The sequence below is a fragment of the Bacteroidales bacterium genome, assembly GCA_014860585.1.
Lineage (GTDB): Bacteria > Bacteroidota > Bacteroidia > Bacteroidales > 4484-276 > RZYY01.
The window spans coordinates 1-26,037 of record JACZJL010000031.1 but is presented as its reverse complement, the minus strand read 5'-3'; the positions used below and the strand labels follow the sequence as shown (position 1 = coordinate 26,037).

The window sequence follows — 26,037 nt, the reverse complement described above, 5'->3', positions numbered from 1 at the left end:
AATGAAACAAACTGTTATAATAGAATTGTCAAATGATGATTTACTCGAAAGATTAGAAGAGGAATTAAAACAACTCTCCAGGCTTAAGTTGAATCATGCGGTATCAGATCTGGAAAATCCACAAAAGATTGTTTATTACCGCAGAACTGTAGCACGGTTGAAAACAGAAATTCGAAAAAGACAACTTGAAGGAAAATTAAAATAATTCAGCATAATGGAAGATAAATTAACAAGACCATTACGGAAAGAAAGAACCGGTCTGGTAGTAAGTAACAAGATGGAGAAAACCATCATCGTTCAGGTTGACCGCCGGGTGAAACACCCGATTTATGGAAAATTTGTCCATAAAAGTACCCGTCTGATGGCCCAGGATGATAACAATGAATGCAACATCGGCGATACCGTGCGCATTAGCGAAACCAGGCCATTGAGCAAAAATAAGTGTTGGAGATTAACCGAAATTATCGAAAGAGCTAAATAGTCATGATACAGAAAGAATCAAGATTAACAGTTGCCGACAATAGTGGAGCAAAAACAGTGTTGTGTATCAGCCTTCTTGGCGGCACGCACAGGCGCTATGCCTCCATTGGCGATACCATTGTGGTTAGCGTGAAAAGTGCCATTCCTTCAGGAAATATTAAAAAAGGTACTGTGTCAAAGGCTGTGGTTGTGCGAACCAAGAAAGAAATACGCCGTCCCGACGGCAGCTACATCCGCTTCGACGACAACGCCGTTGTATTGCTGAACAATGCTGGAGAAATGTCCGGAACACGTATCTTCGGACCTGTTGCCCGCGAATTAAGGGAAAAACAATACATGAAGATTGTTTCACTCGCACCCGAAGTGCTTTAAATATTGAACAATGATGAAAAAGCAAAAACTGCATATTAAAAAAGGCGATAACGTTTTGGTGCTCTCAGGCGATTCCAGAGGACAAAAAGGGAAAATTCTTGTGGTTGACTCTGACAAGAAGACAGCCATTGTTGAAGGAGTTAAAATGGTAAGCAAGCACACCAAACCAAACAAAGATAATCCTCAAGGCGGGATTGTTAAAAAAGCATCGCCAATCCATGTTTCAAATCTGATGATTGTTGACGGCTCTGGAAAGGCTTCACGCGTTGGACGCAAAATGGATGAAAAGAAAAATAAACTGGTTCGCTATTCTAAAAAATCAGGGGAGGTAATTAAATAATGAGTTACGTACCAAGACTAAAGGAGAAATATCGTGGCGAAATTCATCCTGCATTATTGAAGCAGTTTGAGTTTAAAAGCCCGATGCAAGTACCCAGACTACTTAAGATAGTAGTTAATCAGGGACTTGGCGATGCTATCGCCGACAAAAAACTGATCGATTCCGGACTTTCCGAAATGTCGATGATCACAGGTCAAAAAGCTGTTGCTACAAAATCGAAAAAGGACATCTCCAACTTCAAACTCAGAAAAGGAATGCCCATAGGTGTTAAAGTGACTCTGCGCGGTAATATGATGTATGAATTTCTTGATCGTCTGATCTCGGTTTCGATACCACGTGTGAGAGACTTCAAAGGCATTAACGATAAAGGTTTCGACGGCAGAGGCAATTACACACTCGGTGTAACTGAACAGATCATTTTCCCGGAGATCAACATCGACAAGATTACCAAGATCAACGGGATGGACATTACTTTCGTTACTTCAGCCAGCAACGATAAAGAATCACTTGCTTTGCTCAAAGAATTCGGACTACCATTTAAAAATCAAAAATTATAACTGATCTATGGCAAAAGAATCAATGAAAGCCAGAGAAGTCAAGAGGAAAGCACTCGTTGACAAATACGCGGAGAAACGTGCAGCACTTTTGGCAGCCGGAGATTATGAAGGGCTGCAGAGAATCCCTAAAAATGCTTGCCCGATACGTCTTCACAATCGTTGCCAGCTTACCGGCCGGCCAAAAGGTTACATGAGGCATTTCGGAATTTCACGTATCAATTTCCGTGAAATGGCGCTGAAAGGACTAATCCCGGGCGTAAAGAAAGCAAGTTGGTAAAATCAGCATTAGAAAATAAATAATTAATCAAGGAAATATGTTAACTGATCCCATTTCAGATTATATCACAAGAGTCAGGAACGCCATAATGGCCGGCCATCGTATTGTGGAAATTCCTTCATCAAACATGAAGAAAGAGATCACCAAGATCCTCTTCGAGAAAGGATACATCCTGAACTATAAGTTTGTTGATGATCAATTTCCTCCTGTGATAAAAATCGCATTAAAGTATCACCCCGTTACCAAACTTCCGGCAATCAACACTTTGAAAAGAGTGAGCCGTCCCGGACTGCGTAAATTCGTTGGTGTAGATGAATTGCCGAGAGTTTTAAACGGACTCGGTGTTGCAATCATCAGTACATCATCAGGATTGATGACCGATAAAGAAGCCAGGAAACAGAATGTTGGCGGTGAAGTAATTTGTTACATCAGCTAAGGAAGGAGAATAAAATGTCACGAATAGGAAAATTACCGGTAAATATCCCCGCAGGCGTCGAAGTCAAAGTATCCGACAAAAACCTTGTTACAGTAAAAGGTAAGCTCGGAACACTCGAACAGCAGGTTCATCCGGATATAACTGTAAAAGTTGAAGGCAACACCATACACGTGCAGCGCCCAACAGAACAAAAGAGGCACAAATCAATGCACGGTCTCTACCGTTCATTACTCTCCAACATGGTTCATGGAGTTTCTGAAGGCTATAAGATTGAGCAGGAGCTTGTAGGTGTTGGTTACAAAGCTACAGCTACCGGAAGAGCGTTAGAACTTTCATTGGGATTCTCCCACAACGTTGTGGTGCTGATGCCTAATGAGGTCAAAGTCGAAACGGTCACCGAAAGAAGTAAAAACCCAATCATTACGCTGACCTCACACGATAAGCAACTTGTTGGACAAATTGCTGCCAAATTGCGCTCACTGCGTAAACCCGAACCATACAAGGGTAAAGGTATTAAATACAGAGGCGAAGAGATTAAGCGCAAGTCTGGTAAAGCTTCAGCTAAATAGAACATTGAGTTAAATAAGTTTATCAAATAAGATAAAACCCATTGAGAAAATGGCAATTAAAGACAAAAAGAAATACAGAAGATTTCGGATCAAAATGCGGATCAGAAAAGGTGTTTTTGGAACCTCCCAAAAGCCAAGAATGACCGTGTTCAGAAGCAACAAAGAGATTTATGCTCAGTTAATTGATGATCTGAATAACAAAACGTTGGTTTCTGCCTCTTCGATAAACAAAGATTTTGAGAAGGAAAAGATGACCAAGATCGAGCAGGCTAAACGGGTAGGAACCCTGGTTGCTAAAAAAGCCACAGAGGCCGGTATCGAAACCGTTGTTTTCGACAGGAATGGATATTTGTATCATGGCCGAATTAAAACTCTCGCTGATGCAGCAAGAGCCGCAGGTCTAAAATTTTAATTAAACTATGGCAAACGTAAACGTAAAGAGAGTAAAATCAAGCGAAATCGAATTTAAAGACAAGCTTGTTCATATCCAGAGAGTTACAAAAGTAACCAAAGGAGGTAGAACATTCAGTTTTTCTGCAATCGTAGTTGTTGGAAATGAGCAGGGCGTAGTTGGTTATGGCTTAGGAAAAGCTAAAGAGGTTACTGCTGCTATTGCCAAAGGAATTGATGATGCAAAAAAGAACCTGATCAGTGTACCCATCCTCAATGGGACTTTGCCACACGAAGGAATGGGAAAATACAGCGGAGCGAAGATATTTATGAAGCCAGCTGCGGCAGGAACCGGGGTAATTGCCGGAGGAGCCATGAGGGCCGTTCTGGAAAGTGTCGGTGTAAAAGACGTGCTGGCCAAGTCTAAAGGTTCGTCTAACCCGCATAGCGTTGTCAAAGCTACGATAGACGCTTTGATGAAAATGCGCGATCCATACACCGTTGCGCAGGTAAGGGGTGTAAGTCTTGAAAAAGTATTTAACGGTTAATCAAGGATAAATAATGAGCAAGATCAGAGTAAAATTGGTGAGAAGCGGCATCGGTCGCCCGTCGAAGCAAAAACTAACCTTGCAGGCACTTGGTCTGACCAAACTGAATAAGGTAGTTGAGCACGAAGCAACCCCCCAGATACTGGGTATGGTTGATAAAGTAAAACATTTACTTGTAGTTGAAAACGTATAAACTTTGCAAACATTCTTAAAACGATGGATTTATCAAATCTGAAACCAGCAGAAGGTTCAACAAAGAACAGAAAAAGAATAGGTCGCGGACAGGGATCGGGTAGGGGCGGAACCTCCACCAGAGGTCACAAGGGCGCCAGATCAAGATCAGGCTATAAATCTAAAGCCGGTTTTGAAGGTGGACAGATGCCATTGTATCGTCGTATTCCCAAAGGCGGCTTCAAAAATATTAACCGTGTAGAATATCGTGGTATCAACCTCGATGCACTTCAAAAGCTTGTTGACGAGAAAAACATCACCGTTTTCGACCTCGATGTGTTATTCAACAATGGCCTCGCCCAAAAGAAAGACCTGATCAAGGTGTTGGGAAGAGGCGAGTTGAAAACCACCATCGAAGTGAAAGCGCATGCTTTTTCAAAATCAGCAATTAAAGCAATAGAGGACCAGGGAGGTGTTGCAACAAAAATCTAATTCTTGATGAAAAAATTTATAGAAACCATTCAGAATATTTATAAGATTGAGGACCTGAGAACCAGGATAGCCTATACCTTAGGTATTATCCTGTTGTATCGTTTAGGTTCTTTTATTGTGTTACCCGGTGTTGACCCGGCCATGCTTAGCTCTTTGCAGCAACAGGCATCCTCTGGTTTACTCGGATTGCTCAATATGTTTTCAGGAGGTGCATTTTCCAATGCTTCCATTTTTGCGCTTGGTATCATGCCCTACATTTCGGCATCCATCGTTGTGCAGTTGCTTGGAATGGCCATACCATATTTCCAGCGATTGCAGAAGGAAGGGGAGAGTGGCCGTCGGAAAATCAACCAGATCACAAGGTATTTGACAGTAATTATTCTTATTTTCCAGTCGCCGGCCTACATCGCTAACCTGGTAATGCAACTTCCACCGGAAGCCATTTATCCTTTTGATCCGGCAACTTCCTCGCATTCGGTCTTTTCATTCTTTGGCATTTCCTCAATCATTATGCTTACCGCAGGTTCATTGTTCGTAATGTGGCTGGGTGAGCGTATTACAGATAAAGGTATTGGTAATGGTATTTCAATCATCATTATGATCGGAATCATCGCAAGGTTACCATTCTCATTGTTTGCCGAATTTGTTTCAAGACTTGAGGAGCAGGGTGGTGGACTTGTAATTTTTATTGTTGAAATTATCGTTCTTGTCGGAGTGATCCTGTTGACTATTCTCCTGGTACAGGGGACCCGCCGAATCCCGGTGCAATATGCCAAGCGGGTGGTAGGTAATAAACAATATGGAGGAGTTCGTCAGTACATACCTTTGAAAGTGAATGCTGCCGGAGTAATGCCGATCATTTTTGCACAAGCAATTATGTTCCTGCCGCTCACGCTGGCCCAATATGCACAAAGTGATGCGCTGACCGGTTTTGCTTCAGTATTTACTGATTTCACCGGTTTCTGGTACAACTTCACTTTCTTTATCATGATTGTGTTGTTTACTTACTTCTATACTGCCATCACGGTTAATCCTAACCAAATGGCTGATGATATGAAAAAGAACGGTGGTTTTATCCCGGGTATCAAACCAGGAAGAAAAACTGCCGAATTTATTGATAATGTAATGTCGCGAATTACTTTACCGGGGTCATTATTCCTCGGACTGGTTGCCATTATGCCTGCATTTGTAGGTCTTGCCGGTGTCAGTCAGCAGTTTGCGCAATTCTACGGTGGTACCTCCCTTTTGATTCTGGTTGGGGTTGTACTCGATACATTAGACCAGATCAACAGTCATCTCTTAATGCGTCACTATGATGGATTGACCAAATCTGGAAGGATTAAGGGAAGATCAGGAATGTAAGTTCTTAACCCTCCTGAAAATTTCCGGAAATGATTCATTTGAAGACCGAAGAAGAGATAGAATTAATACGCGAAAGTTCTTTACTTGTTGGTAAAACGCTTGCTGAAGTTGCCAGGTTTATTGCACCCGGAGTAACTACCGGAAAGTTGGATAAGATTGCAGAAGAGTTTATTCGTGACCATCATGGAGAACCTGGTTTTAAAGGTTATCATGGATTTCCGGCAACACTCTGCACCTCTGTAAACGAAGTGGTAGTGCATGGTATTCCGGGAGGATACGTGCTAAAAGAGGGTGACATTATCTCAATTGATTGTGGAGTGAAAAAAAACGGATTTTTTGGCGACTCTGCCTATACATTTGCCGTTGGTGAAGTTGATAATGAGATTTTGTTGCTCATGCATCGAACAAAGGAGTCACTCTACCTTGCTATCGAATCAGCAATTGCAGGTAACAGGATTGGCGACATCGGATACGCAGTGCAGCATCACGTCGAAAGTTTTGGCTACACAGTGGTTCGTGATTTAGTTGGACACGGCCTTGGCAGGGCACTTCATGAGAAACCTGAAGTTCCAAACTATGGACGACGTGGTAACGGCAAGGAATTAAAGGTCGGAATGGTGCTTGCAATCGAACCGATGATCAACCTGGGAGTAAAAAATGTTTACCAGGATAAGGATGGATGGACGATCAGGACTTCAGACCATAAGCCTTCTGCGCATTACGAACATGATGTGGTGATTCGCAGAGGCAAAGCGGAGATTTTATCAACATTTGATTTTATTGAAGAAGTTTTAAAGAGTAAAAATAATTAGTAACAGTATTTTTTGCGAATGGCAAAGCAGGCATTAATAGAACAGGACGGAACAGTAATTGAATCGCTGGGAAATGCGATGTTCCGGGTCGAACTTGAGAACGGGCACGTGATCATTGCTCACATCTCCGGCAAGATGCGGATGCATTACATAAAAATTCTACCTGGCGACCGTGTGAAGATAGCCATGTCGCCTTATGATTTATCGAAAGGTCGTATTACATTCAGATACAAATAATTGATAGCAATGAAAGTAAGAGCATCAGTAAAAACGAGAACACCGGACTGCAAGATTGTCCGTCGTAAAGGGAGATTGTACGTGATTAACAAAAAGAATCCAAAGTACAAACAAAGACAAGGTTAATAATAATTAAACAGATAAATTACTATGGCACGTATTGCAGGTATTGATTTACCAAAAAATAAGCGGGGCGTAATTGGTCTGACCTATATTCATGGTATCGGCAGAAGCCTGGCAACGGAAATCCTTGGCAGAGCAAGTGTTGATGTGAATAAAAAGGTACAGGATTGGACTGATGACGAACAAAACAGCATCAGAGCGCTCATCAGCGATGATTACAAAGTGGAAGGTGCACTGCGCTCCGAAACACAAACAAACATCAAGCGTTTGATGGACATTGGCTGTTACCGCGGTATCCGCCATCGTCTTGGCCTGCCACTCAGAGGACAGTCAACAAAAAACAATGCCCGTACCCGTAAAGGAAGGAAAAAAACCGTTGCAAACAAAAAGAAAGCACCAAAAGGCTAATTCATCGCATCTTGTCAACCTTTTGGTTACGTTGCATAATTAAAGTCATCAAGGAAAATAGAATATGGCAAAAACATCGAAAACAAGTAAAACCACGAAGAAACGGATTGTTAAAGTTGATACCCAGGGTAAAGCCTTCATCAACGCTTCCTTTAACAACATTATCGTAACCCTCGCCAACAACGACGGTCAGGTTATCTCGTGGTCATCAGCCGGAAAAATGGGATTCAGAGGCTCAAAGAAAAACACCCCATATGCTGCCCAAACCGCCGCCGAAGATTGCTCAAAGGTTGCATACGATCTGGGTTTACGTAAGGTGAAGGTGTTCGTTAAAGGACCTGGCGCCGGAAGAGAATCTGCGATCAGAACCATCCACTCTGCTGGTATTGAGGTGCTCGAAATTAACGACATCACCCCATTGCCACACAACGGATGCCGTCCGCCAAAACGCAGAAGGGTTTAATTATTATTGTTTATCAATTAAATTTTACATAGAAATGGCAAGATACATTGGGCCAAAAACAAAGATTTCAAGAAAATTTGGAGAACAGCTCTTCGGATCAGATAAGAATTTTGAAAAAAAGAACTATCCACCGGGACAGCATGGTTTGAACAAAAAACGCAAAAAACCTACTGAGTACGGTATTCAGTTAGCCGAAAAGCAAAAAGCCAAATATACTTACGGTATCCTGGAGCGTCAGTTCCGTAATACATTCGAAAAGGCCAGCCGCAAGAAAGCAGGTATCACAGGGGAAGTGTTGCTGCAACTTATCGAGACCCGTCTTGACAATGTTGTTTTCCGCCTTGGAATAGCTCCAACCCGTGCTGCTGCGCGTCAACTCGTGTCACATCGTCACATCACAGTTAACGGCGAGGTAGTCAACGTACCATCTTATGCAGTAAAACCCGGGTTTGTGGTTGGTGTTCGCGAAAGGTCAAAAACACTCGAAGTGATTACCGATTCCCTGGCATCGCGTCGTTCGCTTTTGCCCTGGCTTGAATGGGATCAGGACAAAGTGGCCGGTAAAGTACTTAACTACCCGCAAAGGGACGAAATACCAGAAAACATCAACGAACAGGTGATCGTTGAGCTTTATTCAAAATAACACCCATCAATTATTTGCAAACCTAAAGGTTTAATTATGGCAATTTTAGCATTTCAAAAACCTGAAAAAGTAATCATGCTCGAGGCAAATGATTACAAAGGTAAATTTGAATTTCGTCCTTTGGAACCCGGTTTTGGAATTACCATCGGTAATGCCCTTCGCAGGATTTTGCTCTCTTCTCTCGAAGGTTTTGCGATTACCAGTATCAAGATCGAAGGCGTTGACCAGGAATTTTCTACGATCAAAGGCGTTGTAGAGGATGTGGTTGAGATTATTCTCAACCTCAAACAAATCCGCTTCAAACGTTTGGTTGAACAGGAAAGTTCTGAAACCGTCAAGATTGTGATCAAAGAACAGGAAGTGTTCAAAGCTGGTGATATCAATAAGTATTTATCCGTTTTTCAGGTACTTAATCCCAATTTGGTGATTTGTAATCTGGAGCCCTCTGTAAAGTTGACCATGGAAATGACAATAAACAAGGGCAGAGGGTACGTACCGGCTGATGAGAACAAAGACCCCAATGCACCCATCGGAACCATTGCCGTGGACTCGATTCATACTCCAATTGTCAATGTGAAGTATGAAGTTGAAGATTTCAGGGTTGAACAAAAAACTGACTACGAAAAGCTTATTTTCGAGATCACCACCGATGGATCCATTCAGCCGAAAGATGCGCTGAAAGATGCTGCCAAGATTTTAATACACCACTTCATGCTTTTCTCTGACGAAAAGATAGCTGTGGAAAAAGAAGAAAAGAACGTTACTGAAGAATTTGACGAAAATTCGCTCCATATCCGTCAGTTGCTCAAAACCAAGCTGGTTGATCTTGACCTTTCGGTCAGGGCACTCAATTGCCTGAAAGCAGCAGATGTTGAAACTATGGGTGATCTGGTAACCTTTAACAAAAATGATTTACTGAAATTCAGGAATTTTGGGAAGAAATCGCTCACCGAATTGGAAGAGTTGGTTAGAAATAAAAATCTTGAATTTGGAATGAATGTTTCGAAGTATAAATTAGACAAGGAATAATCGAACAATGAGACACCTAAAAAGTTTTAATCATTTAGGCAGGACAAGTACACACCGTAAAGCGATGCTTTCGAATATGGCCACATCGCTCATCCTGCACAAGCGAATAACGACAACTGTGGCCAAAGCAAAAGCGCTCAGGGGCTATGTTGAACCGCTTATCACAAAATCAAAGCAAGATACAACACATTCGCGCAGGATAGTATTCAGCTATTTACAGAGCAAGGAAGCAGTAACTGAGCTTTTCAGGGAAGTTTCGCCGAAAATTGCTGATCGTCCGGGGGGATATACCCGAATTATCAAAACCGGCAACAGGCTTGGTGATAATGCAGATATGTGCCTGATCGAACTTGTTGACTTTAACAAGGTTTATGTTTCGGGCGATTCCGCTGCTGCTGAAAAAGCTGCAGGTCGTCGCAGAAGAAGAGGTTCAGGTAAAACTAAAAAAGAAGTTGCAGCTGTACCGGTAGTTGAAGAAGCTAAGGCGGCTCAACCTGAAATAGTTGAAGAAGTTCAGCCAGTTGAAGATATCGTTGCTGACACTTCGCCAGCTGAAGTTGAACCTGCTGAAACACCTGTTGCTGAAACAATTGCCAATGCAGTAGAAGAAACTGAAAAGGCACAACCTGAAAGCGAACCAGAAGAAAAGAAACCTGAATAGCCACAACTATTCATCATATTGAATTTATTCGGGATAAGGCGTAATTCGTATGCTTTATCCCTTTTTCATAAAAAGTAACCAATAAAAAATTTAATTATGAGTACAATCGTAAATATTCATGCAAGACAAATCCTCGACTCAAGAGGTAACCCGACCATTGAAGTTGAAGTTTTAACCGAAAATGGCGTGGTTGGACGCGCTGCAATACCCTCCGGTGCATCTACTGGTATCCACGAAGCTGTTGAACTTCGCGATGGTGAGAAAGACCGCTATTTGGGAAAAGGTGTTCTGAAAGCTATAAACAATGTGAATACCGTTCTGAATGAAGAGTTGCATGGGTTCTATGTCTTCGATCAGATAGAGATTGATCAGAAGATGAACGAACTGGATGGAACACCAAACAAAGCCAACCTTGGCGCCAATGCCATTCTTGGCGTATCGCTTGCCTGTGCTCATGCCGCTGCAACCGAGTCCGGTCAAACCCTTTACCGTTACATCGGTGGCGTAGGAGCCAACACGCTTCCGATCCCTATGATGAACATTCTCAATGGCGGCTCACATGCCGACAACAGCATCGACTTCCAGGAATTCATGATCATGCCGGTTGGTGCACCCACATTTGCTGAAGCTCTCCGTATGGGCGCTGAAGTATTTCACAACCTGAAAAGTGTTTTAAAAAATAGTGGTTATTCGACTAACGTTGGCGATGAAGGCGGTTTTGCTCCAAATCTCAAGTCCAATGAGGAGGCCATTACAGTAATTCTGAAGGCGATAGAAAAAGCAGGCTATAAACCCGGCGTTGATATTTACCTCGCCTTAGACCCTGCAGCCTCTGAGTTTTTCATTACCGAAGAAAATGTTTACCACCTCAAATGGTCAACCGGCGATAAATTAACCCCTGCGCAAATGGTAGATTACTGGAAAGCCTGGGCTGACAAGTACCCGATCATTTCCATCGAAGATGGCATGGCCGAGGATGATTGGGACGGCTGGAAACTGATGACAGAAAAAATGGGAAGTAAAATCCAGCTGGTTGGCGATGATCTTTTTGTTACCAACACCGAAAGACTGAAAATGGGCATTGACAAAGGAATTGCCAACTCAATTCTTGTTAAGGTAAACCAGATTGGAACACTCACCGAAACCATTAATGCCGTGAACATGGCCTACCGCAATGCTTACACAGCAGTAATCAGTCACCGTTCGGGCGAAACCGAAGATACAACCATTGCTGATCTTGCAGTGGCTTTGAACACCGGATTGATCAAAACCGGATCAGCCAGCCGTTCCGACAGGATTGCAAAGTACAACCAACTCCTTCGCATTGAAGAGCAACTTGGAACCGCCGCTTACTATCCCGGCAAAAATTTCAAGTACGCCAGATAATCCAAAATAATTCTGAAAAAAAGCTCCGGTTTCCGGGGCTTTTTTGTTTTTTGGAATTTAGTTCTACTTTAACCCAACTTGCAGTTTTTATCCTCCGAATTGTTAAAAGATTAAAATAGTTGTATAAAAAATCGCTATTTAAATATCTCATTAGTGTTTTCGGTAGATTTGTGATGAAGGTAAGTGTTTCATTTTCAATGTTGGTCTTGTTGGGAATTTGGTTTGTAGTGCTCAGGGGGGTGGCCTTGATAAAGGTATGTGGCAGTACCTTTGGCGCATGTATTTCAGGGTAAGTTTACGTCATAATCCGGTTACCGGAAAACATTCGGGCTATTACCGTTTGGTTGAAAGCTACCGCAATACATTGGGGCGTGTTTGTCATCGCACCATTTTGAGTGTTGGTTTTCTGGATGGGCTTAGGACTGATGAGCTGAACCGGATCCAGAAAGGGTTAAACGAACGGGTTCAGGGACTTGGGAATGAACTATTTGCTCATGACTGTGATCCCAGGATACAGGCCTATGTTGATGACATTTACGAGCAAATTGTTGCAAAACAGCGACTTGACATTCACCGCAAGCCATCTCAGACAAAAGACTGGCAGACCATAGACATGAACTCTGTACGTAACAAAAATGTGCGTGAAGTGGGAGCAGAATGGTTGTGCTATCAGGCCATCAGGCAATTGGGCATTGACACTTTCCTGGAAAACCGGGATTGGGACGATGATGATGTTTCGCTGGCCATGACCCATTTGATCAGCCGGGCAGTATATCCGGCATCAGAGCTAAAGACCAGCCGGTGGATCAAAGAAAATTCTGCCGTTTGCGAGCTAACCGGTTTTGAAATCAACCGCATCACCAAGGACGCTCTTTATCGCATTAGCCATAAGCTCTTTGCCGAGAAAGAAGCCCTGGAGAAGCACCTCTCGTGTCGTACCAACGAGCTGTTTGATTTGCAGGACAAGATCATGCTGTTCGATCTGACCAATACCTATTTCGAAGGCGAAAAGCTTCACAGCAGTTTGGCGCGTTATGGCCGGAGTAAAGAAAAACGAAACGATGCAAAACTGGTTGTACTGGCCTTGGTGATCAATCCCGAGGGGTTCATCAAGTATTCCACCCTTTTTCAGGGTAATAAATCCGATAGTACCACTCTGCCGCACATCATCGAAAAATTACGCAAGGCAACATCAACAGGCGCAGGCAAAGCCCTTGTGGTGATTGATGCCGGTATAGCTACCCAGGACAACCTCAAACTGATCAGTGAAAAAGGGTACGATTACCTGTGCGTATCACGTTCGACACTGAAGGAATATACAGTGAATTCGGCAAATAACCAGGTAGTCATACACGATAAAAAGCATCGTACCATTGAACTTTGCCATGTGCAGGCCAATGAAAGCACCGACTATTTTCTTCGGGTAAAAAGTCAAGGTAAAGAACACAAGGAACGCTCGATGAACAGCCTGTTCAAAGACCGTTTTGAAGAGGGATTGCAAAGCATACAAAACAGTTTATCCAAAAAAGGTGGGGTAAAAAAGCTCGAAAAAGTGCATGAACGCATCGGAAGACTCAAACAAAAATACCCCTCCATCCATCGCTATTACCAGATCGACATCACAAGCAACGAAAAAAACATCGTCACATCCATCTCATGGGAACTCAAACCAATTACCGATCCCGATCACACCAGTGGCATCTATTTCCTGCGCACCTCAATTTTACCCGAAAACGAAATCATCGTCTGGACGTTCTACAACATCATCCGAGAGGTTGAAAACACCTTTCGCACACTTAAAACCGATATAGACCTGCGTCCGATCTTTCATCAAAATGACGACGCCACCATGGCACACCTCCATCTGGGACTGCTGGCCTACTGGCTGGTCAACACCATACGTCATCAGCTTAAGAAAGCGGACATCCGTTCGGGTTGGAGCGAGATCGTGCGCATCATGAACACCCAGAAATGTCTAACCACCATCGCTCAAAACAAACATGACGAAATCATCAATATACGCCGTTGTTCCGAACCCGAAGAGAAAGTAAAGCTGATATACACTGCCCTCAAATACAAACATGCCCCCTTCACCCGCAAAAAATCTGTAGTGCTCAAACCAACACCAAAAAAAATCCTATCCCCTCAAAACAAGTCAATTATCAGAATTTAGCTGCAAGTTGGGTTAACACAATTGTTTTTTCTGCCTTTCTACCCCACCCCTAAAGTGAGAATGCAGAAAAATCAATTCAAACTCCCTTAAGGGTTGGGGTAAATTTGAATTGATTTTTCATTCATGGTTTTGATCGGTTAAAGTAGATTTAGATCACTTCATAATGCTTAAATGTCTATTTTTGCTCTCTCAACTTTTAAAGCTACATTTTTGACAATTTGCTTGTAAAAGATAAACGACTAAACATTAACTAATTAAACTATGTCGCTTACAGAGCAGCATTTTAAACCATTCCGCGATCATATCATCGGTATTGACCAGGAATTTCAGTCACCTTTTGGTATGCAAAAAATCTTGTATGGTGATTGGATTGCAAGTGGCCGCCTGTATCACCCCATCGAAGATAAGCTGTGCAATCAGTTCGGGCCTTTTGTTGGTAATACACATACCGAAACCAGCGAAACAGGCACGTTGATGACCAACGCCTATCATCTGGCACATCGAAAAATTAAAGAGCATGTCAACGCAGGTCCGGATGATGTGATTATTACCGCAGGGTCAGGGATGACTACGGTGATTAACAAGTTTCAGCGCATCCTCGGTTTCAGAACAATGAAAAGTATGGATGCACACAACTGCCTGCCCGAAGAAGAGCGTCCGGTAGTTTTTATCACCCACATGGAACACCATTCCAATCATACCTCATGGTTTGAAACTATTGCTGATGTTGTGCAACTCAAGCCTGACAAGAATTTGCTGGTTGATATGAACGAACTGCGCATCGAGTTGGATAAGTACAAGGATCGTAAAATGAAGATTGGCAGTTTTACTGCATGTTCCAATGTCACCGGTATTTCAACTCCCTACCATGAAATGGCTAAAGTGATGCATGAGAATGGCGGGATATGTTTTGTTGACTTTGCTGCCTCGGCCCCTTATGTTGACATGAACATGCACCCCGATGATCCGATGATGGCGTTGGATGCCATTATGTTTTCGCCTCATAAATTCCTTGGAGGACCCGGCACTCCGGGTGTATTGGTTTTTAATTCATCGTTATATAAAAATCCGGTTCCTGATAACCCCGGTGGCGGAACGGTTGACTGGACAAATCCCTGGGGTGAATTCAAGTATGTGGATGATATTGAATTGCGTGAAGACGGCGGCACCCCTCCATTTCTTCAAACCATAAAAGCCGCACTTTGTATTGAGCTGAAAAATAAAATGGGTGTTCATCAGATCGAACAGCGCGAAAAAGAACTGGTGAAGATCGCTTTTGAAGAAATGCCTAAAATTCCTGGTATTCATATCCTGGCCGATAATGTAACCGATCGGCTTGGTGTCATCTCATTTTACTTTGATGATATTCATTTTAACCTTGCTGTGAAATTGCTTAACGATAAATTTGGAATACAGGTCAGGGGAGGCTGCGCCTGTGCAGGTACTTATGGCCATTTTCTGCTTGACGTAAGTTACGACAAATCCCGGCAGATTACCGACCTGATCAATCACGGCGACCTCTCCCAAAAGCCAGGATGGATCAGGTTATCCTTACATCCAACCATGACCAATGACGAACTTTACTTTATTATTGATGCACTGAAAAGCCTAAAAAAGCATCACAAGGAATGGGGAAAGCAATATGTGTACAGTTGCAAAAAAAATGAGTTCCGCCATTTCCGCGAACCAGAGGATAGAAGTGCCCTCGTTGAGCATTGGTTCGATTTATAAGCGGGTTTAGGATTTCGTGTAGAATTGTCACTTTTTACATGAAAATTTTGCAATATGCTGACAAATATGCACTTACCAACTGTTTTGCTGTTTTACCTTAAAGTCCGACGTTTTTTTATCTCTCTCTCTCAATATTTATTTCTCAATCAATATTTTACTCCATAAATTGGGTTTGATTAGTTGAGTTGCTGGTTTATTATTTGCCAATTCCACTCCATCTGGTATTTTTTTTGCCCACCGCTTAGTTGAAAATTAATCTGATGTTTAACTTAAAATTAGGAGGACAAAACCATGACATTAGTAAAATTCAGAAACAGAGATTTGTTCCCGACCATGTTCAGGGAATTTTTCGACAGGGACATTTTTGATGCAGCAAATGCAGGCTTCAACGACTCGACCATGCCGGCGGTAAATATCAAAGAAGGAAAAGATGATTTTGTGGTAGAAGTTGCTGCTCCGGGGATGAAGAAAGACGATTTCAAGATTGAATTGGACAACAACATGCTGATGATTTCCTCGGAGAAAGAAGATCGCAGGGAAGAAACCAAAGAAGGGCAGTACACACGCCAGGAGTTCAGCTACCGGTCGTTTAAACGTACGTTCACGTTACCGTCGACAATTGATGAAAAAGACATCAAAGCAACCTACAATGATGGTATTTTGAACATCGTATTACCAAAGAAGGAAGAAGCCAAAGAGAAGCCAAAAAGGATGATCGAAATTGGGTAATCCGCATCGGATAGACGGGAATTAACGGGGGGTAAAAACATCCCCCGTTTTTTTTATGTAAAGAGTTCGAAGACCGTGATTTCTGGTAAAATGCCCACCCTTCCTGGATAGCCCACAGTTCCAAGTCCGCGGTTGACGTAAAGGTATTGACCTGTGGAGTTGTTTTCATACAACCCTGCCCAGTATTTATACGCATATTGAGCAGGGCTCCATTTGAAATTCTTCATTTCGACACCAAACTGAAATCCGTGGGTATGTCCCGAGAAGGTTACATCAATGTCAGGATGTTCAGTGCTGATTAATTTTTCCCAATGCGAAGGGTCATGCGAAAGCAGAAGTTTTACATCAGCATCATCTGTATTCATTTTTGCTTGTTCAATGTCGCCGTATTGTGGAAAACGGGCAATGGCACCCCAGTTTTCTACGCCAATAATGGCAATTTTTGCTCCATCGCGTTCTATGATTGCATGATTATTTTTTAGCAGTTTCCATCCAATGCGACGATACAAATTGAACAGATCGGTCATATTTTGGGTTTTAGCCTCTGCAGAAGGCCATCGCGAATAGTCGCCATAATCATGGTTCCCGAGTATGGCGAATACCCCGTAGTTGGCATTAAGTGTGGAAAGAATTTTTTCAAAACGATATGCTTCATCGGTTTTGTAATCCACCAGGTCGCCGGTGAAGAAGATTACATCGGGTTTCAGTTCATTGATCCGGTTGAAAGCCACTTCTAATTCGTCTTTAGCAGACCAGCTCCCGAGATGGATGTCCGAAATTTGTATGATCCTTAATCCATCAAAGGATTTGGGTAAATTTGGAAGTTTGAGTCGGTGCCTGTGAATTTTAAAATCGTGCACCCATTTTATCATTCCGGCCAAAAGTCCTGTAAAAAGCAGCCCTCCGCCCACCAGACCAATTTGTTGGATAAAACGGCTACGGGTAATCAATTCCCCGTTTTGCTTTGCAGTATCTTTCTGGTGTTTGCTGTGGATTTTCTTGATTAACAACCTGGAACCTTTGATAATGTCAGCCAAAATAAGGAATAATACCGGAAGTAACTTCGCTGCATAAGCACTAAATATGAAACCCTGTAAAAGAATGCTTAATCTCTCATCTGCAATCAATTCAAAAGCAATCATCCGGCTGCTGACCGTGATAGACAGAACAATCAAAGGAAGCCAATATAGAAGAAACAACAGGGATTTGATGAGGTTACCCTGCCTCTTGAACCAGGTATCAAAGGATCGCCAGAGGTAATAATCACTCAAAAACAGGATGACTAAGAAAGGGAAACGTCCGGCTTCTTTGGGGAATTGATTAAGGATAACGAGGTAAGAAATAACGAGGAACAGGATGAAACCTGCGACTTTAAAAACTCTTTTCATGAACTCAATTAAAATCTAATGCCTAATAAACAGCAGAAGAGTGTTTTTGTTGCTTCTTAGGTTTTTTTGAAAATATCATCGAAAAAATTTGCTTGTACTACTTGTTTTAGTATTTTTGCACCCCCAAATATGATATTTGGGAGTTCATTGATGGCATGATAATTATCTCAAAGGAGAGGTGCCTGCCAGACCGAAGTCAGGCTGGGGTGAGTGGCTGAAACCAATCCCGTACATACGGGACTAAACTGTCGTACCTATCAGTTCTTTTTCATTCTTGGAGAGGTGGGTGAGTGGCTGAAACCAACAGTTTGCTAAACTGTCGTACCTAAATACGGGTACCGGGGGTTCGAATCCCCCTCTCTCCGCCAGTTCTTTACAAAATTCGGGGTATAGCGTAGTCCGGTTATCGCGCCTGCTTTGGGAGCAGGAGGTCGTAAGTTCGAATCTTACTACCCCGACAACTGAAAATCAAAAGGTTAAGCGTTCAAAGACACTTAACCTTTTTTGTTTGGTGTAAACATGGTGTAAACATTACCAACTGGAGCAAGATTTCACTCTGAAAAACCATTTAAATTCAAAAATTGCCCTGGAATCATTCAAATTATAGCCAAAAAAGGCCAAATCCGTTAAGGTTTGCCCTGAAAAACAGCATATTTTGCCCTATTTTTAATCGAAAAAAAACTTAGTTGTTTGATAATCAATGATTAAACCCTCTCAAAAAACATTCGCAGAATTTTGATTGTTAAAAGAGGCCGACCCGCCCCGAAACCGGATTGCAATTGCTTTTCATCTTTCAAAATGGATTTGTGACGGAAAGCACTGAAAACCAATAAAAAAGGCCTCAATATTGAGGCCTCTAAAATGTTCTTAGGAATGAATTTCTATTTCTCTAAAAATCCTCTTTCCTTTATGAAGGTATCAAAATCCAACATCATTGCTCCAATATCTCCTTTGTCAAAATATTGGGTTGCAGTTAATGGTTTGCCTCCTTTTTTGTAGTTCTGGAGTACATAATCTGCGATTGCTTTCGCTACATTTTCGCCGGTAACCTCCTCAACTCCGCCCAATCCTGGGCAGCCATTGCATTCAATTACATAGGGTTTCCCGTTGTCGGTTGCATCTCTCATTATATCAACTCCGGTAACTCCAAGCCGGAATATTTTAGCACAATCAATGGCCATTTGGCGCTCCTCTTCAGTTAGTTCAACTTTTTCACCTGCTTTTGATTTGCTGTAATTTGCCCGAAAATCTCCGTCCAGGGTAAATTTTTTGTAAGCAAATATTTTCGGCTCCTTTGTTTCAGCTCCAACTACAAAAACCCGTAAATCTCCTTTTGGTTGCCCGGTATCAATGTACTGGTTAAGAACAATTGAAATATTCTGCTTTGAGAAAGCTGCAAGGGTGGTACTTGCTGCCAGTTCGCCCTCAAGCCAAAAAACTCCATCGCCTTTGGAACCGTTCAAAGTTTTACCCACTGCCGGCAGGCCGCCCACAAGATCAAGCGTTTCTTTAAAGTCCTTTGGTTTGAAACTCATAACCTGTTTGGGTATTCTGATACGGTTTGCGCTCAATATCTGGCATGTCCGAAACTTATCGCTGCAAGCTCTTAGGCCGGGTTCCGTGCCAGTTGAAAACTTTTGCATGTTCTCATTTATCTGTTTGACAATGTACAAACCATGCTGAAAAATTTCAGTTCCGGCAATACGTGGAATTAGCGCATCAAACTCTTTTGATTTGATTTGAATACTTTCATCGCCGGACTTTCGATAAAGCCTGTCAAATCCTTTATTGGTTGCTGACAGGTAGCAAAAGAGGTCAACCGGTGAAATTATCTCAACTTCTGGTTTCTCTTTGTGTGTTTTTAATTCGTGGGCTATTCTCCTAACTGAATAGTCCTCAATTCTCGATAAAATCAATACTTTCATAATAGTTCAATTTATTTGGTTAATAATTACGCTTTTGGCGTTGTTGGAAAAAAGTTAGCAATAATCTTTTTCAGGTTGCTTTCTGGTATTACGTCCTGGTTATCCTCAATCCATTGCAAGGCCTCCGTTTTGGTTATTTTTTTCGGAAAATCCAAAGCTGAATGAAGGTAAAAATTGCCATTACTCGCATAAAGAGCGTTTGCAAAAAAATCTTTGAAAACTACAACCGATCCGTAAGGAATAGCGTTACCGGGCTCCGGCTTAATACCGAAATGTTTTTTCAGTATTTCCTGGTATTTTGTTTGGGAAATGGTGTTGCTGTGGATTTCAACAAATTCAATTGCTTCACCCTGATTACATGGCAAAATCTTAAATTGTTTGGGTGGGTCTTCCTGGAGGATGAAAAACCGTCCGTTTTTAAATTTCAATAGCGCCCGTTTTCCGGATTGGCCGTTTGCTTCTAAAATCTTTTCTGCTTTCACGGTATCGTATTGGATACCATTTACTAATTTAAACATAATGGTTTGATTTTGAAATTATTAATTTAAGTTTAAAAATTCCTGCAAATACTGGTTTGGTGTAATATGTAAACCGTTTTCCCTGTTGAGGTCTTCGGTTAAAATTCTCAAATTGTAGCTTGTTATGACAGGATGTTTTTCGGGTGCAATAATCCAGTTCTTTGGGTTAAGTTGCTGCCATTGTTCCCGTATCAGGTCCGGAAGGGTCTTTTTGTGTTCCTGGAATAATCGAGGGTTAAAGTTGATCAAATAATCAGCCAGGTCTAACCCTTTTGCCCGGTCGCCTGGGGTGCAATTCTTTTCCAATAGATCAGAAACAGTTATTCGGGTTCCTGGGAATTCCCGTAGAAGTTCATTTGCTTTGTTGCTCCATCGGTCGAAACAATTCAGATCAGGCCACAAAACCACTTTGCCGCCGGCCAACGGTTTGAATTTTTCTGCATTGATATTGGTTAAGCTGCCAACGGCTAACCAGGTGAATTGAGGTAGATAAACACTGGCAATAATGGCTGTCTTTTCACTTTCAACAATTGCAGCGGGTGTTGATTTATTGACTGTCAGCAGGTGTTCACCAAAGTAGCATTGTTTCAAATTGAAGTTTTGCAATTTGGCGGCCTTGTGTACCCAAGTAATATGGGCAAAAGGTAATTTGATCCTTTTGCCTGTGGCCTGGTCATAAAGCATAATTTTTCCGGTGTGGATCATTCCGTTTTGATCAATCTGCCAAAATACGGTTGCGCCTGGCCAGTGCTTACTGGTTCCGATATGGTAGCGGTTAACAAGCTCGTTCACGGTTGCCAGGTCAAACAGTGAGCTTAACCAGGTGGTAAAATTGTTCTGGTTGTAGTTCTTTAGTGACTGCCTGAATAGTTTCTGGCTTATGTAGGTCGGTGGCTGTGGCTTTGGGGGTGGTGGTGGGTTCCAGTGGCTTTGTTCCTGGTCGGTCAAATACCCGGCTTTGTATGGGTTCAAATGATAACCACAATTTATTTCCCGGTCACAACGTCCGAAACGCTCCGGGAGTAGTTCGCCGGTTTCGCTATCAAAGTAGCGGACAAATCGCTGTTTTCCGCACGCCGGGCAAAGGTGTTTTTTGCTGCCTGGTTGTAATTGATATTTGAATTCTGTTTTCATTTAACTGGTTGCATTGTTTGCATTATTTGCATTTTGCGCTCAAAGTGCAAGAAGTGCAAGAAGTGCAAGGGGTGTTTAATATTTCTTTTTATATTTTCCATGTTCGATCCGGTCAAAAAATGTTCGATCATTGAGAAAATATTTCAATGATCTTTCACTGTATTCAAATTGTTCTGCTATCCTCAAGGCGGTATCTGTTTTGAATTCATCTGGTAATTTCAAATAGATTTCCCTTTTCCTTTGGTCTAATCCCTCAATTGGGGTATTATTCAGGATTGCATTAACTCGCCGGGCTGTTTTGCGGAAATATTCAGTTAGCTGAATAGCTGATTCAGTGGCCGAAACTCCAATCTTTTGGGGGTGTAAGTTTTCGTAAATCTCAATTACTTTGTTTTTGTCACCCGCTTCATAAGCTGTTTTTAGTTCGTTGAAAATTTCCGCTCCATTTGATAAATTTGAGGTGTCCGGGTGGCATTTAAATGAAGCTTTGCGAAAAAGAACCTGAATATCCAATTCAGCATAATTCTCTTTTTCATTTACACCGGTGGCCTGTTGAAGTAGTTCAAAGATCAAAGCAAAGCGGATACAATAAATTTCCAACTTTGAATAAATGCCGGCTAAAGTATCGCTATAAGTATCGTTAATAATATCAGTATTCCGCTTTTGCCATGCTTTCAGAACATCTTTAGCGGTTTCTGAAAACTCCAAGGTTGTTGGCAGAATATCCCCGCTTTTATCCGTTCTTAATGGCATATTGAGCAATTTGTTAACAACCTGGTTCCAATAAGCTGTTAAGCTGTCTGATAGTTCGTTTTCGCTCCAGTAGTGTTTTTGCAATGTTTCAGGAAGGGCAAACAAAATTCGATCAATAAAACCGTTCTGGGCCCGGTTATCTCTTTGCAGCTCCTGGAGTATTCCGGGCTGAATGGATCCGCAAACAGAAATTGAGGGTTTCGTTATTAAAATAGGATCCTGGTTTTTTCGATCTATTGTTATGGGTGTTCCTGAAAAGTTGCTTAACCAAAATTCGGTTGCACTGCCTGTACTGTATCGGTTGAAGTTTTTTACCCATTGGTTGAGCTCATCAGCATAAACGCCAAGGCCTCTTAAATTGAACCTATGAATTTCGCTCAATGCTTCTGGTGTAAAATCGGAAATAATTATCCTTTTCCAAAATGGTTTTGCTGGTAGTTCTTCAACTCCATCAACTTTGGCACGGTTAAGAATACCCTGGTATTCTGCTTTAGCTTTACAGTATTCTTTGTGGGTTTCGCTATCCTTTTTCAAAATTGGTTCAATCCCAAATTTCAAAGGGTGTGTTTTATTTGTTCCGGAACGTCCAACTAAAGCAATGTAGAGGGTTGCGCCCTCTGTCCAGTTGTTCATAACCTTAACCCTGTGAGTATTCCCTATGGCAATGGCAGAAGCAAAAAGCATGGAACAACCGACAAAATCAATTGGAAATTTCAGGCTTTCATTCGTGGCTTTGATAATCCATTGAATTTGATCCGGAAAAGCGGCAACCGGAAAACTGTTATCAAATTCCTGCAATATGCTTTCCATGTGGCCTGAAATTAATTCGGGTGTAATTGCCTGGTTCATGGCTTACATTGTTTCTTTGTTACTCAAAAGCCATTGATCAATTGCTTTGCGTTCAAAGAACCATTGTTTCCCGGTGGGTTTGTAAGCTCCAGGGATACGGCTTTCCATGCTCAATTTATAGAGGAATGATTTTGAAAAGCCGGTGTATTCGGCTAATTCCTCAAATGTAAGTACCGGCTTTTGGGATAAAAGCAGGGTTTCAATTTTCGCCTGGCGGCTTTCAATTGAATTTAGCTTGCTAATAATTTCAATATTTTCCATTGTCGTGTTTTTAAATTCACGGCAAAGGAAATACACGGGCAACCCTTTTCCGGGTTGTAAAAGGTTAACTAATTTTCCAACCCTTTTTTAAATCCATAATGAAATCAACATAATTTATTAATTCTCTGGGAATTACTTCACTATTCTCATGTTTTGGAAGTCTTGAAGCTATTGGGGTTTTTCCCTTTGTTTGAATATCAAATTTATCAGCTAATACGGTCCAAAGTTTTGGGGTTTTCCTGTCTGCAATCCCAGGAAAAGAAAATTGATTAACTCCATCTACCTCTAAATTATAGAATCCATAAAAAAGCTTGACAAATAAATTCATCGAACATTCCCATTTGATTTTTGTAAATGATCTGTCAGGGGTGAAAATCTTTTCAAAGTTCTCTTTTGTGGTTTCAAAGCATCGGCCATTCAGCCCGAAATACACAAATGAAATATATTCCTGCCTCTGCTTTTCGTCTTTTATCGGCAAACGTATGTAGCTGGCTGGGGGTGAATTTTTGCGTTGTTCAATTTCACTGGTTAATATTTTGATCAAACTGTTAAATGATTCCATCAATTTATCATACTTATTCCTGACCTCTAAAGCATAATAGTTGAATACTTTTTCAATCCTTTTTATCCAGTAATTGATTTCTTTGATATCCCATTCCTTTTTGAATTGCTCAACAAATGTTTTTTGATTTAAAATTGAAATATCTCTGAACTCGTGCGAAATTTCTTTTTCCATTTCATCAAACAGGATCAGTTTTTCATTTTCATTTGTGAAAAGCTGCCTTTCAATTTCAATTTTCCCATCAAATTTTCTCACTGCCAAAAACTTCAAGTAAGTATTAACTGAAAAACCAGGAACCCATTGATCCAGCATAAAAAAGTTTAACCAACTATCAGTTTCAATCCCTTGCCATTTCTTAAACATTTGGTGGTATCGGTTTTTGAAATATTCATGTATTTCACTGGTTTGGAAATCAAATTGCCGACCGTTAACAGTTACACTATTAATCAAAATAAAACAGGTTGCAAATGTATCGTTATTGTCCTGGAGTTTAAAGTACTCCTTTGCCCGTTTTGTTAACTCAAGTAGCTGTTTTTGTTCACTTTCGCCGGCTTTATTAAGTACTGGCAAAGATTGTTCTATCAAAATGCTCAATTGGTTAAAACTGGGTTGTGTTTCTGTTTCATGCTTTTTCAAACCGGGGTCTAATTTAAGCAGTATTTCCACAATCTGTTTATGTAGCTTCGTTACTATTGGGTTCAATTGTTCTGGTTTCATAATTATATCAATTTAGCGGCTGCTGCTGTTTTAGTTGAATTATCAAAGCTATCCAAATAGGTTTGTGTTACGCTTTCGTTTGCGTGTGCCATCATTTCCGAAATTATGGCCGTTGGTATCATTTCCTTTTTGAGGATTGTAGCAAATGAATGTCGGGCAACATAACTGGTTAACCTTTTATCAATTTCCAATTTCGCTGCTATGTCATTCATTTCCTCATTTACCTTTTTCAGTGCTGTTTTAATCCGGGTTTTGATTTGCTGCGGGCTTTGGTGGATTTCCTGGTTAAGTATTGGGAAAATGTATTTGCTGCCAAAATTCTGATTGGTGTAAATATCAATAATTTTCAATGCTTGTTCTGAAAGTGGAACCCTGACAATTCGTTTTGTTTTTGACCTGTAATAAACCAGTATTTTTTGCCCTTCATCAGTAGAAATATTTTTGGGCTCCAGTTTTGCAAGGTCAATAAAATTCAATCCAAAACATAAGTAGCTTAAAATCCAATAGTTTCTGCTATCAAACCCTGGTTTGCCTTGCTCAATTTCATGGTGGTAAATTTTTAAAAGATCAGTTTTTGAAATTGCCCTTTTTTCGGTTTGAAGGTTCAACTGGCTCCAGTCAAATTTTTCAAAAGGATAGTTTTCTAAACCTTCTTCTTTTCTGGCTTTGTTGAATAAAGCTCTCAGGGTTCTTAACCTTACACTGATTGAAGTATCTTTTTGACCTTCTGACTGGCATTGTTCAACAAATTGGTTAATTTTTTTCAAAGTCAGGTTTTTCATTTCAATATCAGTTTCTAAGAATTTAACAAACTGGTTTTTTGTATCTAAATAGGTTGCGGCATTTCCTACTTTGTTGGCTGCTATTAACCGATTGTAGATTTCATCAAAGTATTTGAAAAGCATTAACCTTTCTTTACTTTCTTTAAACCTTTCAACAAATTCATCATGGGTAAAACCCTTGTCATTATTTTTCCGGTTTAATTCCATACAAATTTCCCTGGCTTTTGACAGTGCCTCGTCCAGTCGTCTATTGGCTTTGTCATAATTAGGGTATGTAGTTTTAAAACATGAGCTATTTTTATTCCATTGATTTTTTAAACAATGGAAATTGTCAGGAAATCTGAAATTTCTTACTTTTCGATCAATGGTTAATCGAAGTAAAACAGGGCTGGTTTTATCCTTTAGTTTTTTACTGGTGAAATGAATAATTTTGAGGTTTGCCATAGCTTTAAATTTCCTTTGGTGTAAACATAGTGTAAACAAAAGTACATAAAATTTGATTAACAAAGGAAAATAAAGAAAATATTTGCTTAATATAAATAATTGAATAACAGTCAAATAGGATATAAAATGAAAATATTTGAAAAATATAGGAAACAAAAAAAACCTGTTTTGGGAGCAGGAGGTCGTAAGTTCGAATCTTACTACCCCGACAAGTGAAAATCAGAAGGTTAAGTGTTTATAAATGCTTGACCTTTTTTTATTTGGTGAAAACATAATTTGGTCGGTTATCGCGTCCCGACCTGGGGTCGGGAAGGT

At 41.1% G+C, this 26,037-nt stretch carries 33 protein-coding genes and 3 tRNA genes; 28 read left to right on the top strand and 8 right to left on the bottom strand.

From position 1 onward, the window contains the following. Position 1: 1 nt before the first annotated feature. From rpmC to IH598_03445, 25 genes are all read left to right on the top strand, one after another. Entirely contained in the window at positions 2 to 205 is a 204-nt protein-coding gene (rpmC, locus tag IH598_03565; protein MBE0637576.1) for a 50S ribosomal protein L29, read from the top strand. Between the two features lie 9 nt (positions 206 to 214). After that, complete coding sequence (rpsQ, locus tag IH598_03560) at positions 215 to 481, top strand: 30S ribosomal protein S17 (protein MBE0637575.1); 267 nt, start codon at positions 215 to 217, stop codon at positions 479 to 481. Positions 482 to 483: 2 nt separating this feature from the next. Then, positions 484 to 852, top strand: coding sequence for a 50S ribosomal protein L14 (gene rplN / locus IH598_03555; protein MBE0637574.1), 369 nt, complete (start codon positions 484 to 486; stop codon positions 850 to 852). A gap of 28 nt (positions 853 to 880) precedes the next feature. Beyond that, complete coding sequence (gene rplX / locus IH598_03550) at positions 881 to 1,192, top strand: 50S ribosomal protein L24 (GenBank protein ID MBE0637573.1); 312 nt, start codon at positions 881 to 883, stop codon at positions 1,190 to 1,192. Then, complete coding sequence (gene rplE / locus IH598_03545) at positions 1,192 to 1,749, top strand: 50S ribosomal protein L5 (protein ID MBE0637572.1); 558 nt, start codon at positions 1,192 to 1,194, stop codon at positions 1,747 to 1,749. Before rplX ends, rplE begins: the two co-directional genes overlap by 1 nt. A gap of 7 nt (positions 1,750 to 1,756) precedes the next feature. Beyond that, positions 1,757 to 2,026, top strand: a complete 270-nt coding sequence (gene rpsN, locus IH598_03540; protein ID MBE0637571.1) for a 30S ribosomal protein S14 — start codon at positions 1,757 to 1,759, stop codon at positions 2,024 to 2,026. Between the two features lie 37 nt (positions 2,027 to 2,063). Beyond that, on the top strand, positions 2,064 to 2,462 hold the full coding sequence (gene rpsH, locus IH598_03535; GenBank protein MBE0637570.1) for a 30S ribosomal protein S8: 399 nt from the start codon (positions 2,064 to 2,066) through the stop codon (positions 2,460 to 2,462). Between the two features lie 14 nt (positions 2,463 to 2,476). Beyond that, positions 2,477 to 3,031: a 50S ribosomal protein L6 gene (gene rplF / locus IH598_03530; GenBank protein ID MBE0637569.1), complete on the top strand. Its 555-nt coding sequence runs from the start codon at positions 2,477 to 2,479 to the stop codon at positions 3,029 to 3,031. Between the two features lie 49 nt (positions 3,032 to 3,080). After that, on the top strand, positions 3,081 to 3,443 hold the full coding sequence (rplR, locus tag IH598_03525) for a 50S ribosomal protein L18 (protein MBE0637568.1): 363 nt from the start codon (positions 3,081 to 3,083) through the stop codon (positions 3,441 to 3,443). 7 nt (positions 3,444 to 3,450) lie between these two features. Then, complete coding sequence (gene rpsE / locus IH598_03520; GenBank protein MBE0637567.1) at positions 3,451 to 3,969, top strand: 30S ribosomal protein S5; 519 nt, start codon at positions 3,451 to 3,453, stop codon at positions 3,967 to 3,969. A gap of 13 nt (positions 3,970 to 3,982) precedes the next feature. Then, positions 3,983 to 4,162 (top strand): 50S ribosomal protein L30, encoded by a 180-nt coding sequence (gene rpmD / locus IH598_03515; GenBank protein ID MBE0637566.1) that lies wholly within the window; start codon positions 3,983 to 3,985, stop codon positions 4,160 to 4,162. A gap of 23 nt (positions 4,163 to 4,185) precedes the next feature. Continuing rightward, positions 4,186 to 4,632, top strand: a complete 447-nt coding sequence (gene rplO, locus IH598_03510; GenBank protein ID MBE0637565.1) for a 50S ribosomal protein L15 — start codon at positions 4,186 to 4,188, stop codon at positions 4,630 to 4,632. 6 nt (positions 4,633 to 4,638) lie between these two features. Continuing rightward, a complete protein-coding gene (gene secY, locus IH598_03505; GenBank protein ID MBE0637564.1) occupies positions 4,639 to 5,994 on the top strand; it encodes a preprotein translocase subunit SecY in 1,356 nt (451 codons plus the stop codon). Between the two features lie 29 nt (positions 5,995 to 6,023). Continuing rightward, complete coding sequence (gene map / locus IH598_03500; GenBank protein ID MBE0637563.1) at positions 6,024 to 6,806, top strand: type I methionyl aminopeptidase; 783 nt, start codon at positions 6,024 to 6,026, stop codon at positions 6,804 to 6,806. Positions 6,807 to 6,824: 18 nt separating this feature from the next. Further along, positions 6,825 to 7,043, top strand: coding sequence for a translation initiation factor IF-1 (infA, locus tag IH598_03495; GenBank protein MBE0637562.1), 219 nt, complete (start codon positions 6,825 to 6,827; stop codon positions 7,041 to 7,043). Between the two features lie 9 nt (positions 7,044 to 7,052). Beyond that, a complete protein-coding gene (rpmJ, locus tag IH598_03490) occupies positions 7,053 to 7,169 on the top strand; it encodes a 50S ribosomal protein L36 (GenBank protein MBE0637561.1) in 117 nt (38 codons plus the stop codon). Positions 7,170 to 7,193: 24 nt separating this feature from the next. Continuing rightward, a complete protein-coding gene (rpsM, locus tag IH598_03485) occupies positions 7,194 to 7,574 on the top strand; it encodes a 30S ribosomal protein S13 (GenBank protein ID MBE0637560.1) in 381 nt (126 codons plus the stop codon). A 64-nt stretch (positions 7,575 to 7,638) separates the two neighbouring features. Further along, positions 7,639 to 8,037 carry a 30S ribosomal protein S11 gene (gene rpsK, locus IH598_03480; protein MBE0637559.1) on the top strand — a complete coding sequence of 133 codons (399 nt, stop codon included), beginning with the start codon at positions 7,639 to 7,641 and terminating at the stop codon, positions 8,035 to 8,037. 34 nt (positions 8,038 to 8,071) lie between these two features. Then, positions 8,072 to 8,680, top strand: a complete 609-nt coding sequence (gene rpsD, locus IH598_03475) for a 30S ribosomal protein S4 (GenBank protein ID MBE0637558.1) — start codon at positions 8,072 to 8,074, stop codon at positions 8,678 to 8,680. Positions 8,681 to 8,716: 36 nt separating this feature from the next. Then, positions 8,717 to 9,709, top strand: a complete 993-nt coding sequence (locus IH598_03470) for a DNA-directed RNA polymerase subunit alpha (protein ID MBE0637557.1) — start codon at positions 8,717 to 8,719, stop codon at positions 9,707 to 9,709. Between the two features lie 7 nt (positions 9,710 to 9,716). After that, the gene (rplQ, locus tag IH598_03465) at positions 9,717 to 10,370 is read left to right on the top strand and encodes a 50S ribosomal protein L17 (protein ID MBE0637556.1); all 654 of its coding nucleotides are present in this window, start codon (positions 9,717 to 9,719) and stop codon (positions 10,368 to 10,370) included. 96 nt (positions 10,371 to 10,466) lie between these two features. Further along, a complete protein-coding gene (gene eno, locus IH598_03460; GenBank protein ID MBE0637555.1) occupies positions 10,467 to 11,756 on the top strand; it encodes a phosphopyruvate hydratase in 1,290 nt (429 codons plus the stop codon). Between the two features lie 277 nt (positions 11,757 to 12,033). Then, complete coding sequence (locus IH598_03455) at positions 12,034 to 13,929, top strand: IS1634 family transposase (GenBank protein ID MBE0637554.1); 1,896 nt, start codon at positions 12,034 to 12,036, stop codon at positions 13,927 to 13,929. Positions 13,930 to 14,190: 261 nt separating this feature from the next. After that, on the top strand, positions 14,191 to 15,660 hold the full coding sequence (locus tag IH598_03450) for an aminotransferase class V-fold PLP-dependent enzyme (protein ID MBE0637553.1): 1,470 nt from the start codon (positions 14,191 to 14,193) through the stop codon (positions 15,658 to 15,660). A 291-nt stretch (positions 15,661 to 15,951) separates the two neighbouring features. Then, positions 15,952 to 16,389: an Hsp20/alpha crystallin family protein gene (locus IH598_03445; GenBank protein ID MBE0637552.1), complete on the top strand. Its 438-nt coding sequence runs from the start codon at positions 15,952 to 15,954 to the stop codon at positions 16,387 to 16,389. Between the two features lie 53 nt (positions 16,390 to 16,442). Here IH598_03445 and IH598_03440 read toward each other — a convergent pair whose 3' ends face one another. Beyond that, positions 16,443 to 17,777: a metallophosphoesterase gene (locus IH598_03440; GenBank protein ID MBE0637551.1), complete on the bottom strand. Its 1,335-nt coding sequence runs from the start codon at positions 17,775 to 17,777 to the stop codon at positions 16,443 to 16,445. 276 nt (positions 17,778 to 18,053) lie between these two features. Between IH598_03440 and IH598_03435 the strand changes: the two genes are divergently transcribed. Further along, positions 18,054 to 18,145, top strand: a tRNA-Ser gene (locus tag IH598_03435). A gap of 15 nt (positions 18,146 to 18,160) precedes the next feature. Next, positions 18,161 to 18,235, top strand: a tRNA-Pro gene (locus IH598_03430). A gap of 423 nt (positions 18,236 to 18,658) precedes the next feature. Here the strand turns inward: IH598_03430 and IH598_03425 are convergent. The 7 genes from IH598_03425 to IH598_03395 all read right to left on the bottom strand — a co-directional run bounded on the left by IH598_03425 (position 18,659) and on the right by IH598_03395 (position 25,722). After that, entirely contained in the window at positions 18,659 to 19,702 is a 1,044-nt protein-coding gene (locus IH598_03425; GenBank protein ID MBE0637550.1) for an ATP-grasp domain-containing protein, read from the bottom strand. 26 nt (positions 19,703 to 19,728) lie between these two features. After that, on the bottom strand, positions 19,729 to 20,220 hold the full coding sequence (locus IH598_03420) for a hypothetical protein (protein MBE0637549.1): 492 nt from the start codon (positions 20,218 to 20,220) through the stop codon (positions 19,729 to 19,731). Positions 20,221 to 20,241: 21 nt separating this feature from the next. Continuing rightward, on the bottom strand, positions 20,242 to 21,354 hold the full coding sequence (locus IH598_03415) for a hypothetical protein (GenBank protein ID MBE0637548.1): 1,113 nt from the start codon (positions 21,352 to 21,354) through the stop codon (positions 20,242 to 20,244). 75 nt (positions 21,355 to 21,429) lie between these two features. Further along, complete coding sequence (locus IH598_03410) at positions 21,430 to 22,917, bottom strand: DUF3987 domain-containing protein (protein MBE0637547.1); 1,488 nt, start codon at positions 22,915 to 22,917, stop codon at positions 21,430 to 21,432. Positions 22,918 to 22,959: 42 nt separating this feature from the next. Beyond that, a complete protein-coding gene (locus tag IH598_03405) occupies positions 22,960 to 23,217 on the bottom strand; it encodes a helix-turn-helix domain-containing protein (protein ID MBE0637546.1) in 258 nt (85 codons plus the stop codon). 64 nt (positions 23,218 to 23,281) lie between these two features. Continuing rightward, positions 23,282 to 24,496 carry a hypothetical protein gene (locus tag IH598_03400; protein ID MBE0637545.1) on the bottom strand — a complete coding sequence of 405 codons (1,215 nt, stop codon included), beginning with the start codon at positions 24,494 to 24,496 and terminating at the stop codon, positions 23,282 to 23,284. A gap of 2 nt (positions 24,497 to 24,498) precedes the next feature. Beyond that, positions 24,499 to 25,722: a site-specific integrase gene (locus IH598_03395; protein MBE0637544.1), complete on the bottom strand. Its 1,224-nt coding sequence runs from the start codon at positions 25,720 to 25,722 to the stop codon at positions 24,499 to 24,501. A 115-nt stretch (positions 25,723 to 25,837) separates the two neighbouring features. Between IH598_03395 and IH598_03390 the strand changes: the two genes are divergently transcribed. Then, positions 25,838 to 25,931: transfer RNA gene (locus tag IH598_03390), tRNA-Ser, on the top strand. The last annotated feature ends 106 nt before the right edge of the window (positions 25,932 to 26,037 follow it).